General features: G+C 48.8%; 15 protein-coding genes. 11 read left to right on the top strand and 4 right to left on the bottom strand.

The features are described 5' to 3' along the window. The first annotated feature begins 31 nt into the window (after positions 1 to 31). From ACN083_RS01725 to ACN083_RS01700, 6 genes are all read left to right on the top strand, one after another. Positions 32 to 925: a Rossmann-like and DUF2520 domain-containing protein gene (locus ACN083_RS01725; protein ID WP_419101099.1), complete on the top strand. Its 894-nt coding sequence runs from the start codon at positions 32 to 34 to the stop codon at positions 923 to 925. Positions 926 to 961: 36 nt separating this feature from the next. Beyond that, on the top strand, positions 962 to 1,882 hold the full coding sequence (gene panC / locus ACN083_RS01720; protein WP_419101098.1) for a pantoate--beta-alanine ligase: 921 nt from the start codon (positions 962 to 964) through the stop codon (positions 1,880 to 1,882). 71 nt (positions 1,883 to 1,953) lie between these two features. Continuing rightward, entirely contained in the window at positions 1,954 to 3,441 is a 1,488-nt protein-coding gene (lysS, locus tag ACN083_RS01715; protein ID WP_419101301.1) for a lysine--tRNA ligase, read from the top strand. A 33-nt stretch (positions 3,442 to 3,474) separates the two neighbouring features. After that, positions 3,475 to 3,753 carry a hypothetical protein gene (locus ACN083_RS01710; protein WP_419101097.1) on the top strand — a complete coding sequence of 93 codons (279 nt, stop codon included), beginning with the start codon at positions 3,475 to 3,477 and terminating at the stop codon, positions 3,751 to 3,753. A gap of 173 nt (positions 3,754 to 3,926) precedes the next feature. Further along, entirely contained in the window at positions 3,927 to 4,286 is a 360-nt protein-coding gene (locus ACN083_RS01705; RefSeq protein ID WP_419101096.1) for a histone-like nucleoid-structuring protein Lsr2, read from the top strand. Positions 4,287 to 4,743: 457 nt separating this feature from the next. Continuing rightward, positions 4,744 to 7,311: an ATP-dependent Clp protease ATP-binding subunit gene (locus tag ACN083_RS01700; protein WP_419101095.1), complete on the top strand. Its 2,568-nt coding sequence runs from the start codon at positions 4,744 to 4,746 to the stop codon at positions 7,309 to 7,311. Positions 7,312 to 7,549: 238 nt separating this feature from the next. Here the strand turns inward: ACN083_RS01700 and ACN083_RS01695 are convergent, their stop codons facing one another. Continuing rightward, positions 7,550 to 8,506: an A/G-specific adenine glycosylase gene (locus tag ACN083_RS01695; RefSeq protein ID WP_419101094.1), complete on the bottom strand. Its 957-nt coding sequence runs from the start codon at positions 8,504 to 8,506 to the stop codon at positions 7,550 to 7,552. Positions 8,507 to 8,584: 78 nt separating this feature from the next. Between ACN083_RS01695 and ACN083_RS01690 the strand changes: the two genes are divergently transcribed. Then, positions 8,585 to 9,454, top strand: a complete 870-nt coding sequence (locus tag ACN083_RS01690; protein WP_419101093.1) for a hypothetical protein — start codon at positions 8,585 to 8,587, stop codon at positions 9,452 to 9,454. A 96-nt stretch (positions 9,455 to 9,550) separates the two neighbouring features. Here ACN083_RS01690 and disA read toward each other — a convergent pair whose 3' ends face one another. From disA to ACN083_RS01675, 3 genes are read right to left on the bottom strand one after another with little or no spacing between them, the layout of a single operon-like run. Further along, positions 9,551 to 10,627, bottom strand: coding sequence for a DNA integrity scanning diadenylate cyclase DisA (disA, locus tag ACN083_RS01685; RefSeq protein ID WP_419101092.1), 1,077 nt, complete (start codon positions 10,625 to 10,627; stop codon positions 9,551 to 9,553). Between the two features lie 37 nt (positions 10,628 to 10,664). Next, positions 10,665 to 12,077, bottom strand: coding sequence for a DNA repair protein RadA (gene radA / locus ACN083_RS01680; RefSeq protein WP_419101091.1), 1,413 nt, complete (start codon positions 12,075 to 12,077; stop codon positions 10,665 to 10,667). A gap of 48 nt (positions 12,078 to 12,125) precedes the next feature. Continuing rightward, a complete protein-coding gene (locus tag ACN083_RS01675; protein ID WP_419101090.1) occupies positions 12,126 to 13,451 on the bottom strand; it encodes an FUSC family protein in 1,326 nt (441 codons plus the stop codon). Positions 13,452 to 13,657: 206 nt separating this feature from the next. Here ACN083_RS01675 and pstS point away from each other — a divergent pair, with 206 nt between their 5' ends. Genes pstS through pstB form a run of 4 tightly spaced genes read left to right on the top strand, consistent with a single transcriptional unit; the run spans position 13,658 to position 17,768 of the window. After that, complete coding sequence (gene pstS / locus ACN083_RS01670; protein WP_419101089.1) at positions 13,658 to 14,770, top strand: phosphate ABC transporter substrate-binding protein PstS; 1,113 nt, start codon at positions 13,658 to 13,660, stop codon at positions 14,768 to 14,770. Between the two features lie 39 nt (positions 14,771 to 14,809). Continuing rightward, a complete protein-coding gene (pstC, locus tag ACN083_RS01665) occupies positions 14,810 to 15,841 on the top strand; it encodes a phosphate ABC transporter permease subunit PstC (protein ID WP_419101088.1) in 1,032 nt (343 codons plus the stop codon). Positions 15,842 to 15,844: 3 nt separating this feature from the next. Then, a complete protein-coding gene (gene pstA, locus ACN083_RS01660; protein WP_419101087.1) occupies positions 15,845 to 16,948 on the top strand; it encodes a phosphate ABC transporter permease PstA in 1,104 nt (367 codons plus the stop codon). A 40-nt stretch (positions 16,949 to 16,988) separates the two neighbouring features. Further along, a complete protein-coding gene (gene pstB / locus ACN083_RS01655; protein WP_419101086.1) occupies positions 16,989 to 17,768 on the top strand; it encodes a phosphate ABC transporter ATP-binding protein PstB in 780 nt (259 codons plus the stop codon). The last annotated feature ends 3 nt before the right edge of the window (positions 17,769 to 17,771 follow it).

The raw sequence follows: 17,771 nt of genomic DNA, 5'->3' as shown, positions 1-17,771 counted from the left end.
CTAAGGAAACAACTAGGGTAAGCTGTTACCCGTGAGTTTTACACAACCAGCCCGCATGAAAATTGGTGTGATATCTGCCGGTAAGGTAGGTGCCGTCCTCGGCGCCGCCCTACGGGCCGCTCAACATACCATCGTCGGGGTACACGCCATCTCAGAGGCTTCTCGCGAACGTGCTGAGATGCTACTACCTGGCGTTCCTCTTCGCAGTATCCCCGATATTGTGCAAGAAGCTGAAGTCGTATTACTTGCTGTACCTGATGATGCTATTACTTCCGTTGTTGAAGGAATAGCGCATACTGTCGGTTGGAAAAACGGACAAATCGTTTTTCATACCTCCGGTATGCACGGCATTTCGGTTCTTGAACCAGCTGCCGCACAAGGTGCAATTTGTTTAGCAATTCATCCGGCCATGACCTTCACTGGGCTATCTCTGGACCTAGCGCGTTTACAAGATACTTGTTGCGCAGTAACAGGGCCGGCACCATTTCTACCTATTGCTCAGGCACTAAGCGTTGAGATGGGTGCTGAACCGGTAACTATTGCAGAAACAGACCGTGGACTGTACCACGCGGCATTGGCACATGTGGCAAACCACCTTGTGACCATTACTGGACAATCACTACAAATTCTCGAATCTATTGGGGTTCCCCAACCTGCACACTATTTACGTCCGCTCCTTCAAGCAGCGTTAGATAACGTGTTATCTTCTGGCGAAAATACGCTTACAGGACCAGTAGCTCGAGCCGATGTTCAGACGGTACACACACACGCACAAGAACTTAGCCAGTATGCACAAGAAGAGAACTCTGAAGATATCTCGATAGCGTACGTAGCGTTAGCTCAAGCCACTGCGCAGAGAGCTCACGCGCGAGGCGCATTGAGTGATGAACAGCTTGAACGCGTCCTAGACGCCTTACAACGCTAACGTTTTAGTGCACATGATGAAAGGATCTTTCACCCCGTGACGAGTAGTCCAATAATTATTCGTTCTGTTGATGAACTTCGCCAAAGCGTCAGTTCAGCACTTGAACGAGCCCAAGAACAAGCTCACCAGCAGGCAACAGAAGAACAACCCGCAACACCCGTAACATTGGGTTATGTGGCAACCATGGGCGCATTACATGAAGGACACGCCACGCTCATCCGTCGCGCTCGCGAACAAAATGATGTTGTTGTGGTCTCAGTCTTTGTCAATCCTTTACAGTTTGGTCCTGGCGAAGACTACGAGAAATATCCACGCACCCTTGAATCAGATGTTCAGGTTGCGCAAGAAGCTGGTGCCGATATTGTTTTTGCCCCAGATAACGACCAAATGTATCCTTCTGGCACCCCTTTGATTACGGTGTCTTCAGGGAAGCTCGGAAATCTTTTTGAAGGTAAAACACGTCCTGGGCATTTTGATGGTGCTTTGACGGTTGTCAATAAGTTCTTTAACATTCTTAAATCTAGTGCTCGTCATCATGTTGTCAACGCATATTTTGGTCGTAAAGACGCACAACAGGTGTCGTTGATTCAGCGTATGGTTCAGGATTTTAACCACGATATTGTGATTAAGCCGGTGCCTATTGTGCGTGCTGATGACGGTTTAGCTCTTTCTTCTCGCAATCAATATTTGAGTGCTGAAGATCGTGAGCGTGCGCTGGTGTTATCGCGTACATTAGCGATGCTTCGAGAACAGCAGATTACTCGTGGGCTCACTGAAGATGATATTAGCGCTGCTCGCGAACGCATTGACGCTGTTGAAGGTGTGCGCTTAGATTATCTTGAAGTAATTGATTCAGAAACCTTTGAGCCTCCAGCAGCTGATTCATCAAAGGTCTTGGCTCTCGTGGCAGCCTATGTGGGGCAGACTCGTCTCATTGACAACATGGAATTAAACTAATTTTTCCGCTATATATTCAAAGACGTTAGGTTTTTTACGTGACTAATCATCAGAAGGGCGTTTCTTCAGAAATGCCAGTTATTGCAGATATGTCTGAACAGATGCAGATTCGTTTGGGCAAACGTGCAGATATCCTTGCTTCAGGACGTGAAGCATACCCCGTGGGTGTGCCTGTAACGACCACTATTGAGGCTATCCGCGAAAAATACGACGGTGTGCTTAATGCTGAGGATACTACCGGCGATATTGTGGGTATCGCTGGGCGTGTCGTGTTTGTGCGTAATACCGGTAAGCTGTGCTTTGCAAGTTTACAGCAGGGTAACGGTACTCGTATTCAGGCGATGATTTCTCTTGCCGGTGTAGGCGAAGAAGCCCTTGCTGATTGGAAAGCTTTAGTTGATCTTGGCGACCACGTTTTTGTTCATGGTGAAGTGATTTCTTCTCGTCGCGGTGAACTTTCTGTGATGGCTGATTCTTGGCAGATGGCTTCTAAGGCGTTACGCCCTATGCCAACGTTGCATAAGGAACTGAACGACGAGACTCGTGTCCGCCAGCGTTACCTCGATTTGATGGTTCGTGATGAGGCTCGTGAGCTTGTAATTAAGCGTGCAAAAATTACTCAAACTATTCGTGATGTTCTAAACGGGCACGGCTATATTGAGGTTGAGACTCCTATCTTGCAGCTGATTCATGGTGGCGCTGCGGCGCGTCCGTTTGGTACACACCTGAACGCGTTTGACCAAGATATGACGTTGCGTATCGCTACCGAGCTTTTCTTAAAACGTGCGCAGGTTGGCGGTATTGAGCGCGTATATGAGATCGGGCGCGTTTTCCGTAATGAGGGTGTCGATTCTACTCACAGCCCAGAGTTCACAACGTTAGAATGCTACGAAGCGTATGCTGATCAGTTTGTGATGGCTGAGCGTATGCGTGAGATTATTTTGGCTTGTGCTGAGGCTGTAGGCATTTACCAGATTGAAACTGATAAAGGCACTATTGACTTGAGCGGTGAATGGAAGTGGGTTGCAGTCTATCCTGGTCTGTCTGAGGCTGTTGGGGTAGAGATTACTCCGGAGACTCCCGCTCAGGTACTTCGCGATATTGCTCAGAAGCACGATATTTCTATAGACCCTCAGTGGGATGCTGAAAAACTTGTGGTGGAGCTCTTTGGTGAAATTGTTGAACCGACGTTGCTTAATCCTACTTTTGTGTATGATTATCCGCCGTCGGCTCAGCCGTTGGCTCGTCCTCACCGTGATAAGCCGGGGCTGATTGAGGCTTGGGACTTGATTATTGGTGGCATGGAACGTGGCACTGCTTTCTCGGAGCTTATTGATCCGGTAATTCAGCGTGAGCGTTTGACGGAGCAATCTCTTCTTGCTGCTGGTGGAGATGATGAAGCGATGCAGTTGGATGAAGATTTCTTGCGTGCTCTTGAGTATGGTGCTCCTCCAATGGGCGGTATTGGTCTTGGTGTGGATCGTCTGATTATGCTCTTTACGAATGTTGGTATTCGAGACACTATTCTGTTCCCGTTGATGAAGCCAGAAGCTGATTAAACTTGTGTGAAAGCGTTGCCTGCAGGAGTTCCTGTGGGCAACGTTTTGTATAAGCACGATATTCTAGAGAAAAGTTTTCATGAGGAAATGAGTTCGGTGATGGATTATCTTATTGCGATTATGCCTTCTTTAGGGGCAGGTATTGTTCTCTTTTTCATTTTGCGTTGGATTACTCGTGCTGATAGGACGGAACGAGCTACTGCACGTGGGATTGAAGAAGACGCAAAGCAATGGTATGAGAATGTGAAGAGTTCAAAGGGTACTCGTGATCCTTTTGGAGGGGGAGAGTCAAAAGATACTGAGGTTAAATAAAAATAGTGTTTTTTCACTATTTATTTTCACCTTATTCGTATTTATTGCTATTCTTCTAAGGGATATATAGTATATAAATGTATGGATTCTGTTTCTTAGAATGAGAAGAATAATTCTTTCTTTGTTCTAAGTGGTGTCCTTTGCTACGGTTTAGATAACTCAGGAGAAACGTAATGGCTCAAAAGGTAAAGATTATTCTTGAAGATGACCTCGACGGCGGTCCCGCAGAGGAGACTGTGCGTTTTGGTCTTGATGGTGGCCAGTACGAGATTGACTTGTCTAGCGCAAATGCAGCTCGCTTGCGTGATGCTGTGCGTCCTTTCGCAGCGAAGGCACGTCGTGTGCAGGGTGCGCGAACTCCTGGCCGTCCTGCTGGTTCACGTTCGGTTTCTGCGCCTAAGCGTAATCCCGAGACTGCTGCTATTCGTAAATGGGCTAAAGACAACGGTTATGACGTTTCTGACCGCGGTCGTATCCACCAGGATATTCAGGATAAATACTACGCTCAGCAGAAGACTAAGGGCGATTTCTAAGAACCTGCTATCTTTTACCTGATTTTTAAAGATTTTGGGGCCTCCTGTTTGGGAGGCCCCAAAATCTTTAAGGTCTTTATGTATTTTCTTGAGAAAATATATAAAGTTCTTCTTTTATGTTTTTCTAGTCCACACTTTAGGGGATATGTATGTATTGATATATCCTCGGCATTCCTACTGAAACTATTTTATAAGCTTTCTTATCTTAATAGTTTTTAAAGAAACTAAATGCTCATGAATGTTACCAATAGTATTCATTTTCTTTTTTAACAAATTGATAAGCACCTAACAGATAGCTCAGAACTACCAAACTTTAACACTTCACATAGACCCTCAACGCCTCCGGCAGAGGGAACCTAACGAATCCTCATCTTTTCACCGCATGCGAACAGCCCCCAGAAAGAACAAAAATACGCGTAATGTTTTGCATAACGTAATATTTTGTGAGGAGTGTTCAATGTTTGAACGATTTACCGACCGTGCTCGGCGCGTAGTGGTTCTAGCGCAAGAAGAAGCGCGCATGCTAAACCACAACTACATCGGTACCGAACACATCCTATTGGGACTTATCCACGAAGGCGAAGGTATCGCTGCGCGTGCACTAGAATCCCTAGGAGTGAGTCTCTCGAGTGTTCGAGAGCAAGTTCAAGACATCATCGGCCCTGGTGCTCAAGCGCCATCCGGGCATATTCCTTTTACCCCGCGAGCAAAGAAAGTTCTAGAACTTTCGATGCGTGAAGCTATTCAGCTCAACCACGGATACATTGGCACCGAACACATCCTCTTGGGGCTTGTGCGCGCCGATGAAGGTGTCGCAAATCAGGTTCTTACCAAACTCGGCATAGACGGCGCTAAAATACGTCAAACTGTTACCGACCTCATCGCAGGATACTCCGGAAACAACGAAGGCAAAGAAACTGCCGGCGTTGGTGCTGGAAACTCCAAAGAAGGTGCGCCTGCCGGTTCTGCCATCCTCGACCAATTCGGACGTAACCTCACCGCAGCTGCCCGCGAAGGCAAAATGGATCCGGTCATCGGTAGGCACCGCGAGATGGAACGCGTCATGCAGATTCTTTCACGCCGCACTAAGAATAACCCCGTACTTATCGGTGAACCTGGTGTCGGTAAAACTGCTGTGGTTGAAGGGCTTGCTCAAGCAATCGTGCACGGAGACGTTCCCGAAACGCTCAAAGACAAGCACCTCTACTCACTCGACCTCGGCTCTCTCGTAGCTGGTTCACGCTATCGCGGAGATTTTGAAGAACGACTCAAAAAAGTTCTCAAAGAAATTCGCACCCGTGGCGACATCATCCTCTTCATCGACGAAATCCACACTCTCGTTGGTGCTGGTGCAGCAGAAGGCGCCATCGACGCAGCCTCAATCCTCAAGCCCATGCTTGCTCGCGGCGAATTGCAAACTATCGGCGCAACCACCTTGGATGAGTACCGCAAACACATCGAAAAAGATGCTGCCTTAGAACGTCGTTTCCAACCTATTCAGGTAGATGAACCTTCGCCAGCTTTGGCTATTGAAATTCTCAAAGGCGTACGCGACAAGTATGAAGCGTACCACCGCGTGACCATCTCAGATGAAGCCATCGAATCAGCGGTAAACCTTTCTGCGCGGTACATCTCTGACCGTTTCCTCCCCGATAAGGCAGTAGACCTCATCGACGAAGCGGGCGCACGTCTACGTATCAAACGTATGACTGCACCACCAGAGATTAAAAACCTCGAAGAACGTATCGCACAGCTCAAAGCAGAAAAAGAAGCTGCTATCGCCGCTTCTGAATTCGAAGAAGCAGCAGAGATTCGTGACCGCGAACAACAACTCATCGAGAAAAAAGATGAGGCAGAAAAGAAATGGCGCGAAGGCGGAGACGAATTCGGTGAAGTGACTCCCGACGTGATTTCTGAAGTTCTTGCCTACGCAACGGGCGTTCCTGTCTACAAGATTACTGAAGAAGAGACCAGCCGCCTACTCACCATGGAAGATGAACTCCACAAACGAGTTGTCGGACAAAAGAACGCTATTAAAGCTCTTTCTCGTTCTATTCGTCGAACCCGTGCTGGACTCAAAGACCCCAACCGTCCCGGAGGCTCTTTCATCTTTGCTGGTCCTACCGGTGTTGGTAAAACCGAGCTTGCTAAAGCTCTAGCAGAGTTCCTCTTTGGCGATGAATCAGCACTCATTACCTTGGATATGTCAGAGTACCAAGAGAAACATACCGTTTCTCGTCTCTTCGGTGCACCTCCCGGATATGTGGGCTTTGAAGAAGGCGGACAGCTCACCGAGAAAGTACGTCGTAAGCCGTTCTCTGTTGTTCTATTTGATGAGGTTGAAAAAGCACATGCCGACCTTTTCAACTCGCTTCTACAGATTCTTGAAGACGGTCGCCTCACAGATTCGCAAGGACGTGTCGTCGACTTCAAGAACACTGTTATCATCATGACCACTAACCTTGGTTCTCGTGATATGGCACGTAAAGTGCCTGTCGGTTTCCAAAGCGTTGGAGATGTTGAAGGTGACTATGAGCGGATGCAAGCACGCGTGATGGAAAGCCTCAAAGAGCATTTCCGTCCAGAATTCTTGAACCGTGTTGATGACATCGTCGTCTTCCCGCAGCTTTCTGAGACTGAAATCTTGCAGATTGTGGACCTGTTCACTGGTCGTTTAGCTCAGCGTCTTGCGGAGCAGGACATGAGCATTGAACTGACGAACTCTGCGAAGATTCTGATGGCAACAAAGGGATACGATCCTGCAATGGGTGCACGCCCACTCCGCCGTGAGATGCAACGGAACATTGAAGATGTTCTCTCTGAAAAGATTCTCTTTGGAGAAATCAAACCGGGAGAAAAAATCACGGTCGACACGGTGGGCGAAGGAGATCTCGCAAAATTTGTGTTCTCTTCCGTCACGATGAGCGAGCTATCTGAGGACTCAGTAGACTTCTCCGCCCACGAGGCAGAAGAAGAAGCTGAAGAAATCGTTGAGCACGCTCAAAGCTCCGAAACAGAAGAGTAGAGGCATTCCTGGGAGCACCTCAGCTCTCAAGAAACCATGGATGCAGTCAATGACTAGTAAACCTCCCTCCCCTGCACAGGGGGAGGGAGGTTTAGTTTCCTGTATCTGCCTAGCCATATGTGAGAGTAGAATACTCCAAAGAAGCTGGAGCAGGCAACCGAGGTTTTAGCTGGTTTAAGATTCCTGTGTTATGTATCGCGTGAACGTGTAATGCAAGGCAGGGAAAACACCTCACTCTTTAAAGGCTCAGACCCGATGAAGTTCTTTGAGCTAACCCGTCATGAACTAGCGTAGATAGACACCGTTCTTTCTGCTCAAAAGGACTATTGAGCTGATGTAAATGCGTTAGCTCCTCAGAAATATCTGGGCGATGATTTACCGTATGAGCATCAAAGAACATTTCTGGTGGCACAGGTGTGAGTGCCTGACGCAAAACCGCCATAATAGCACCTCGTAGCTGACGGTCTGTACCGTGCCAAGTCTGCCCCTTAGGGGTGTAATCTGCTGGAGGTTTTCCTGCGCGAACCCACGCACAATGCTCCTGTACCGGACATACCTGACATTGCGGGGTACGTGCAGTGCAGATAAGAGCACCAAGCTCCATTGTTGCCGCATTCCACTGAACAGAGTCCTCTAAAGATTCTGGCATGAGTGACTGCGCTAATCGAGTTTGCGCTGCTGTAAGAGATTTACCCGGTAAGGCTTTCGCCAAAACAAGTCTGCTATGAACTCGTCGAATATTAGTGTCGATAACTGTTGCTCTGCCACCAAAGGCAAAAACACTAATAGCAGCAGCCGTATATGAGCCAACACCGGGTAGCGCCACTAACTCTTCGTAACTTTTAGGGACGACACCAGAATGTTTTTCAACAATCGTCTTTGCGGCTTCATGAAGACGAAGAGCGCGCCGAGGATACCCAAGCCGTCCCCATGCCCTAAGAATAGTTGCAGAATCTTCTGCCGCAAGAGCAGCCGGTGTACTCCACCGTTCAAGCCAATATTCCCAAACCGGTAACACACGTTTGACGGGGGTTTGTTGGAGCATGAACTCACTGACCATCACCTCCCAGCCCGTGCGTGTCGGGGCACGCCACGGAAGGTCTCTTTGGTTCTTCTCGAACCACGAAATAATGTTTTGGTGGATGACGGCGAGTTCTTGTGCCGATGGTGATGAATGAAAATGCTCAGAAGCCACAAGAACACCATAAAGGATTTAACATATCCATAGCCAATAGGGGCAGAAAACTGGCACGATACACGCTATTCTAGATATATGTCTCAAAATGGTTTCGAAGATCCACACGGCGACGAGCCTACACAGCAGGTGTACATCCGACGTCGTATTTTTGCACTCTTAGCACTTCTTCTCGTGCTGATCCTTCTTATCTGGGGTTTCGTGTCTATTGTTAGAGCGCTTAGCGGCTCATCCAAGAACACAGACGCTTCTGCTTCACAAACAGCAGCATCCAGTTCTTCAGCTGCTCCTTTTAGCGACTTTACAGACCGAGCTTCAGCGTCTGCCCACGCCGACAATAAAGACGGCGACAAAGATAAAGACGAAGCAGATAATTCTGCTTCTGCGCAGGCTTCAGATAATGCTCAAGAGCAGAAAAAAGAAGAGGACGCACAAGCTAGTGCATCTGCAGAAGCCGCAGAGACTGCTGCAGCTGAACCAACTCAGGAACAGCGCACTGAAGATGCAACTGCATCCGAGACTGCTACCGCTGAACCTACCGAAGAGCAAAGCCCCGCCGTAGTATCAGCTTGCTCCGCAGCAGATATGGCTGTTTCTTTGACTGTCGATAAGAACTCCTACGGCGCCGGACAGTTCCCCGCTATGGCAGTAACCTACACCAACACAGCTGGAACTCCTTGCACCGTTGGCGGTAACGCTGGAGCTGTTGACGTCAACATCATCTCTGGACCTGCTCAGGTATACAACTATGCACAGTGCAACGCTGCTGCCATCGACCCGACAGAAATTGCTGCCGGCGCAACCGACACTAAAGTGATTACTTGGGACCGTTCTTTGAACGTCCTCGGTTGTGGCACCAAGCGCACCATCCAACCTGGACACTACTGGGCTACTGCAAGCGTAAACGGTGTACACTCTAAGCCTGTTCGTATCATCGTTACCGGCTAGCACCTCAAACCTTAACGTTTAACGTGTTGAGCGCCGACAATGTGAAAACATTGTCGGCGCTCAACCTTTAACGCTGAAAAATAATACGCCGTATTTTTATCTGAACTGTTCAAGCAAAGATGCCTCTGCCATTCGTGAAAGAGATTCACGAATTACACGAGCACGTTGCTCACCAATACCATCAACGGCACGCAAATCATCGAGACTAGCTGACATCAGCCCCTGCAAACCATCAAATTGTTCAACAATACGAGAAGCAACTGCCCCTGGCATAGACTTAATCCCCGATAACAGACGATACCCACGCGGATACAGCGAAACATCCAAATTTTGCCCATCCAAACCGATAGCATCTGCAATCATCGAAAAATCAACAAGTTCTCTATCATCAAGAGAATATAAACGCGTAAGTGCCTGCTCAACCTGATCAGTGTCAGGGGTTCCTTCTGCCGGCAAATAATCACGAAGAATCACTCGAGCATCGGGAGTATCCGGACGAGTCAGCTCCTCCAATTGCAACGCAATGAGACGACCACTAACTCCCAGCTCCAACACATAAAACCCAACTTCAGTGCAAATACGACGCACCATCTCCATACGCTGCAAAGTAGCCGCAACATCACGAACCGTAACACTCGACTCAATCTCAAAAGAAGACAACGACTGAAGAACCTGCTCTAAACGCTTCGTATAAGACTCCAACGTCTGAATCGCTTGATTAGCTCGGCTCATCAACACCTGAGAATCTTCCACCGTGTAACGGATACCATCCACATACACCGAAATAAGAGACATGGACGCGCTCACTGAAATCACCGGAAAACCCGTCTGGACCGCAACACGTTCAGCAGTACGATGACGCGTACCAGACTCCTGCGTCGGAATACTAGGGTCAGGTAAAAGCTGAACACCAGCATGGATGAGCTGTGTCGCCTCACGATCACAAATAATAGCGCCATCCATCTTTGCAAGCTCTCGAATCCGAGTTGCAGAGAACTCTGTATGAATCGCAAAACCGCCAGAAGATATTTGAGATACCGTCTTATCATTGCCGAGCACAATGAGAGCGCCGGTTCGACCACGAAGGATTCTCTCTAACCCCTCACGCAACTCGGTGCCAGGAGCAATACGGGCAATAGTTTTAAGAAGACGTTCACTGTAGACAGACTGCACAAAACCATCTTATGCCAGTAACAACATAAACCTTAAATTAGGAGGTTTTAGAGGACTTCTCAGCAGGGAACAACAACGCTAAAGCTTCGTTCAGAGAAATAACCTCCCGAACGCTCACACCAGCAGGAACCTCACCCACGCCCGTAGGAGAAGCCGGCACAATGACATGAGTAAAACCTAGGCGCGCAACTTCAGCAATACGCTGACGAATACCAGGAACAGGACGCACCTCACCAGCAAGCCCAACCTCCCCAAAAACAGCAAGCTTACGCGGCAGAGGCTGATCTTGCGCAGCCGACGCTAAAGCCATCACCGCCGCTAAATCAGATGCTGGCTCAGCAATTTTTGCGCCACCAACGGTCGAAATATAACAATCTAAAGAACCCACATGAAACCCTGCACGCTTCTGAAGTACAGCCAAAAGCATCGCGATACGAGAATGATCAAGCCCAGACGTCGTCCTTCTGGGCTGAGCAGTAGAAGACTGATCCAACAACGCCTGAATCTCTGCCAATAGTGGGCGACGCCCCTCCATCGTTACCGTAACGCACGTACCAGATACAGGGTGCGCCGTCCTCGACACAAAAAGCCCCGACGGATCAGTAACAGGCGCAATCCCGTCCTCATGCATATCAAAACACCCGACCTCATCGGTTGGGCCAAAACGATTTTTAACAGCACGCAAAAGACGAATCTGCGAATGTTTATCACCTTCACACTGGCACACGACATCAACTAAATGCTCTAAAAGACGTGGGCCAGCTATCGTGCCCTCTTTCGTCACATGACCCACAAGAAGAGTGCACATATTCCGTGACTTTGCTGCAGCAATCAACGAAGCAGCAACCTCACGCACCTGAGTCACACCACCGGCACTTCCCTCCACCTGAGTAGAAGCAAGAGTCTGCACCGAATCAACAATCAAGAGTGCCGGATTCACCTGCTCAACATGAGCTAAAGCCACACTCAAATCCGTCTCAGCCGTCAAAAACAGCGTATCTGCCACCGCACCAATACGATCAGCGCGCAATTTCACCTGAGCCGCTGACTCCTCACCGGTAATATACAACACCCGATGCGACGAATCAGAGCCCGTACCACGCGCAAAATGAGCCGCAATATCAAGTAACAACGTGGACTTACCGACACCTGGCTCACCAGCCATCAAAATCACCGCACCAGGAACAAGACCACCACCAAGCACCCGATCAAACTCAGGATTACTCGTCGGCATATACTGAGCAACCGTAGAATCAACCGACCCAATAGGACGAGCCGGCTGAGCTACCGCAGAAGCAGGAGCAGTCTTAGCAACAGCAGCACCATGAATTTCTTCTACCGTTCCCCACTGCTGACACTGACCACAACGCCCCACCCACTTCGCAGTTGTCCAACCACACTCAGCACAACGATACGTATTCGCAGAACGAGAAGACTTACGAGCACTCATCAACGACCCTCCACACTAAAACTCAACATACAGCCTACCAACATGGCACTACTGATCCCCTCTGAGCTGAGAGCGCAACACAATATTCAACGCACGAGTATCATCAGGACACAAACCTCGTCCACTAGTAGAAGAATCTTCAGACTGTTCAAGAGCCTGCTCTAAAAGTTCACGCTGTTTCTGAGGATCTTGAGGAATCACCGGAATCTGCTGAGTGCGTGGCGCATGCTTTGTCATCGAAACTGTCAACGGCACCAAACACTGAACCGCCTCATCATGAGACTTGCCCGTAGCCTCCAACAAATCAACCACAAGAGGACGAACCATCAACACCAAAGACTCTGCCTCTAATGTCCGAACACCCATTAATACCGGATCAAGCTGTTGAGCAATACGCACTAAATGACGTTCCGCCTGACTTTTAAGATCCAAACGGATATGCTCCTCACGGTGAGAAACCGCCTCACCTAACAAGGTCACCGCAACACTCAACTTAGAAAGCACCGTCGTTAAAGAAATAATGGCGCTTTCAGAAAGTTGCACATGATCCAATGTTGAAGCCATCCGTCGATTCAACACCCGCGTATTACGAATCGCCAAATCAACAGCATTCAACGTAGAAGATAACTCCAATAACTCACGTCGATGACTGCGACCTAACCACGATAACTGAGCCATACCCTTAGCCGTTACCACTTCACCATCTGCTGTTGCATACAACGGTTGTAAACTACGAGCACTGGCTAACGCCATCCACGCAGCCTTAGAATCATATGTTTCTATCGCTGCAGCAGACTCCTTGAGCACATCACTATAAGCTGCCAATAACTTTTGAGAATTCCAACGAGGTGAAACACGAGGATCCTTCGGGAAAAGAAACATCATCAAGAAAGCAAAAGCGCCACCAACAATCGCATCAAGACTCCTTAAAAAAGGCCCCTCAACCGTGGGCGTCATCAAAACCACCAGACAGGATTGCAAACCCATCTGAATCGTAAAAATAATGCCATCATCAAGAAAACGTGCCACCAAAATAGAAATCAGAAGAATCACGGCAGCTTGCCAAATGCCGCGTCCCAGAACCAGCATCAACGCATCACCAATAATGACACCCAACGTCACGCCGATAGTTACTTCTAACATCCTCCGCGCATGAGTAGCACCGCGTACATACCCTAAAGAAACAATCGCTGCCGTTGCCGCAAAAATTGGTTCACTATGCCCAAGCACATGCTGAGCAAAAATATAAGCACCGATACCAGAAGCAACAATCTGAAGAGACTGAAAAAATCCCTCACGAACCCTTCTCATACCGGACATAAACCAGTCACAAAAACTCTGTACAAGACGCGACCACGCGTGTGAAACTCCCATGCTCTCTAGTGTAGGCGCTCAACACAAAGAACAAGAAAATCGCACAGAGTTAAGGAACCGTTTACGTAAGTGTTCATTATGAGAAACTTTCCACTCCTAGAGTTACACCTGTATGAGACAGCTACCGACACTTGTTCAACTGTCTACCCATACAGCTGAGATAGAGAATATCTCAGATTTTCTTCACATACGGAAAAGGACAATTCGTGAAAGCAAAAGCTCTTGCAAGCACCGGCTCCCTAGCCCTTATCGGACTACTCGCTCTTTCTGCTTGCGGATCTGATAACGCCGTCAAAACAACCACCAACGATTCCTCATCCAACGCTCAAAGCAACGTCAGTGGAACGCTCACCGGTATTGGCGCATCCTCACAACAAGCAGCAATTACCGCATGGGAAAGTGGCTTCGCTGCAGAACACAGTGGCGCAAACGTACAATACTCTCCTGACGGCTCCGGCGCAGGACGTAAAGCATTCCTTGCAGGAGCAGCAAACTTCGCCGGCTCTGACGCCCACCTGTCCAAAGAAGAATACGAAGCATCTAAAGCCGTCTGCGGTGCAGAAGGCGGCATCGACATCCCCGTATATATCTCACCCATCGCAATTGCCTTCAACGTACCGGGAATCAAAGAACTCAAACTCGACGGTGAAACCATCGCAAAAATCTTCAAAGGCGACATCACCAAATGGAACGACACCGCAATCACTTCCCAAAATGAAGGCGTAGAACTTCCTGACACCACCATCACCGTCGTTCACCGCTCTGACGACTCAGGCACCACCAAAAACTTCACCGAATACCTCGAAGCCGCCTCAAACGGAGCATGGGGTAAAGAAGCTGACGGTAACTGGCCTTCTGAATACGCCGGTGAAGCAAATAAAGGCACCTCCGGTGTCGTCTCCACCACCGTAGCAACTGAAGGCGCCATCACCTACGCCGACGCATCAGCTATCGGAACCCTCGGAACAGTATCCGTCAAAAGTGGTGAGGACTACGTCAAACTCTCCCCAGAATCTGCCGCTAAAACTGTAGAAATTTCTGAACGAGTTGGTTCCATGAACGAACACGATATGTCCATCGACATCAACCGTACCCCTAACGAAAATGGGGCGTACCCCATCGTGCTCGTCTCATACCACATCGTATGCTCCACCTATAAAGACCAGAACACCGTAGACCTCGTCAAAGCCTACGAAAGCTACGTCGTATCCGAAAAAGGACAGCAAGACGCTGCTAACGCCGCATCTTCAGCACCGCTCACACCAGCACTACGCGACGAAGCACAAAAAGCCGTCGAATCCATCACCGTCGCGAAATAAATATCAGCAACGAACGCAGAACCGAGATAGAGCGCATCCATGACTACCCAAATACGGTCCACACTTCCAGGAACAACAGAAACACACTATTCTGAAACTCCAGGACACGGGACAAACCTACCCCAAGGTTCACACCCCTCCCACAGCGCAACACCCAACCCGTTCGCACAGGCAACGCATGCAGGTAGCCCCGCCACCGACAAGATTTTCTCCGGAATATCACTCAGCGCAGGAATCCTCATTCTCGCTGTTCTTGCGTCCGTTGCGATATTTCTTATCATCCAAGCAGCCCCAGTTTTCTCCGCCCCAGCAGCAGAACTCACCGAAGGTAGCTTCTGGTCTTATATCTACCCGCTAGCAGTTGGAACGCTTATTGCCTCCGCCATAGCGCTACTTCTCGCAACACCCATGGGCATCGGTATTGCCCTCTACATCTCCCACTACGCGCCAAAGAAAATTGCGAAACCGGTCAGCTACCTCATCGACCTGCTCACCGCAATCCCGTCCGTCATCTTTGGCGCATGGGGAGCAATGGTGCTCGCACCACACGTTGTACCTATCTACGACTGGCTCGGAACACACATGGGATGGATGCCCATCTTCTCTGGGGCTACCTCACAAACAGGTAAAACTATCCTCACCGCAGGAGTCGTCCTTGGCATCATGATTCTGCCCATCATCACCTCTATGTGCCGTGAACTTTTCATCCAAACCCCCAAATTGCAACAAGAAGCAGCACTAGGCTTAGGGGCAACACGCTGGGAAATGATTCGTATGACGGTCCTTCCCTTTGCACGAACCGGAATTATCTCCTCCGTCATGCTGGCACTAGGACGCGCACTCGGCGAAACCATGGCCGTCACCCTCGTACTCTCTGGAGGTCCACTCACCGCCTCCATCATCTCCTCCGGAAACCAAACCTTCGCATCAGACATTGCGTTGAACTTCCCTGAAGCTTATGGCTTACGCATGTCAGAACTCATCGCAGCCGGTTTGGTGCTCTTCGTCATCACCCTCATCGTCAACATTGCAGCACGACTTATTGTCAGCCGCTACCGCAAGAAGGCATAACTCATGAGTATCGCATTATCATCATCTGATTATTTTGGAGTCCACCGAGCACCACGCTGGATGCCTCTAGCAGTAGCCACCTCATCGGTACTACTAGGAGCGGCGCTCGCTTCTGTTCTTGGATTTTCGTGGATTAGCTGGGGTATCTTTTCTGCGGTAACTTTCATCATTGCTGCTCCGATAGTGACGGGAATGGTTGAAGGGCGACGCCGTGGAGTGGATTCTTTAGCACGGTTCCTAGTTCTTGGAGCTTTTATCGGTGCTCTTATCCCATTGACCTCGGTGATTTGGGTTGTTCTTTCTAAAGGTCTGCCTCACCTATCGGTTGATTTGTTGAGCACCTCGATGAAGGGTGTAACAGGTGTTCACGATAACGCTGCATTAAGCGGTGAAGGCGCCGTACTTGGAGGTATTTACCACGCGATAGTAGGAACATTAGAGATTACTCTTCTTGCAACAGTGATGTCGGTTCCTGTCGGTTTGCTTACGGCTATCTACCTTGTGGAATACGCTAAAGGTGGTGTCCTCGCAAAAGCAATTACTTTCTTCGTCGATGTGATGACAGGTATCCCGTCAATTGTGGCTGGTCTTTTTGCGGCATCATTCTTTGCGTTCGCAACAGCTAACCCCTCTGAAAGAACAGGTTTTGTTGCGGCTGTAGCCTTATCAGTTCTGATGGTTCCTACCGTGGTCCGTAACGCAGAAGAGATGCTTCGTATTGTTCCTAACGAATTACGTGAAGCTGCATATGCGTTAGGCGTTCGTAAATGGCGCACCATCATGAAAGTTGTTATTCCTACTGCCATTTCTGGTATTGCTTCCGGCGTGACTCTTGCAATTGCGCGCGTCATTGGTGAGACTGCCCCGATTCTTGTAACTGCAGGGTTTGTCACCTCCATCAACTGGAATGCTTTTGGTGGTTGGATGGCAACATTGCCAACATACATCTACTACCAGTTGATGACGCCAACTAGCCCAACCGCTGCTGCCGTTTCTGAAGGTCGAGCGTGGTCAGCTGCTCTTGTACTTATCGTCATTGTCATGGTGTTGAACCTAGCTGCTCGACTGGTGGCAAAGGTTTTTGCCCCGAAGACAAGCCGCTCATAATACTTTTTCTCTCCCACTCGCAATAGTTAAGGAAACTCTTTTGTCTCAGCGAATCGATGTTGAAAACCTCAACGTATACTACGGTGGTTTTCTTGCTGTAGAAGATGTCAATATGACGATTGAACCGCGCTCGGTCACTGCTTTTATTGGGCCTTCTGGTTGCGGTAAGTCAACGTTCTTACGTACGTTGAACCGTATGCACGAAGTTATTGCCGGTGCTCGCGTTACCGGAAGTATTCGCCTTGACGGGCATGATCTGTATGGTAAGGGAGTTGATCCTGTAGCAGTTCGTGCGAAGATTGGTATGGTTTTCCAGCGTCCTAATCCGTTCCCGACGATGTCTATCCGCGAGAACGTTCTTGCTGGGGTGAAGCTCAATAATCGTAAGATTTCTAAGAGTGATGCGGATGAGCTAGTAGAGACTTCTTTGAAAGGTGCAAACCTGTGGAATGAGGTCAAAGATCGTCTTGATAAGCCGGGCGGTGATCTTTCTGGCGGCCAGCAGCAACGTCTATGCATTGCTCGTTCTATCGCCGTCAAACCTGAAGTTATTTTGATGGACGAACCGTGTTCTGCGTTAGACCCTATCTCTACTTTGGCGGTAGAAGATTTGATTAATGAACTGAAAGAAGACTATACCGTGGTGATCGTGACCCACAATATGCACCAAGCATCACGTATTTCAGATAAGACCGCATTCTTTAATATTGCTGGAACTGGTAAGCCTGGAAAACTGATTGAGTACGGTGATACTCGAGAGATCTTTAGCCGACCGAAAGAGCAGGCAACTGAAGATTATATTCTTGGTCGTTTCGGATAAGAC

Origin of the sequence: Rothia sp. CCM 9418 (assembly GCF_048512825.1) — a bacterium.
In the GTDB taxonomy this organism is placed as follows: domain Bacteria; phylum Actinomycetota; class Actinomycetes; order Actinomycetales; family Micrococcaceae; genus Rothia.
The sequence above is the reverse complement of the archived record's forward strand: the minus strand, read 5'-3'. Positions and strand labels throughout refer to the sequence as shown.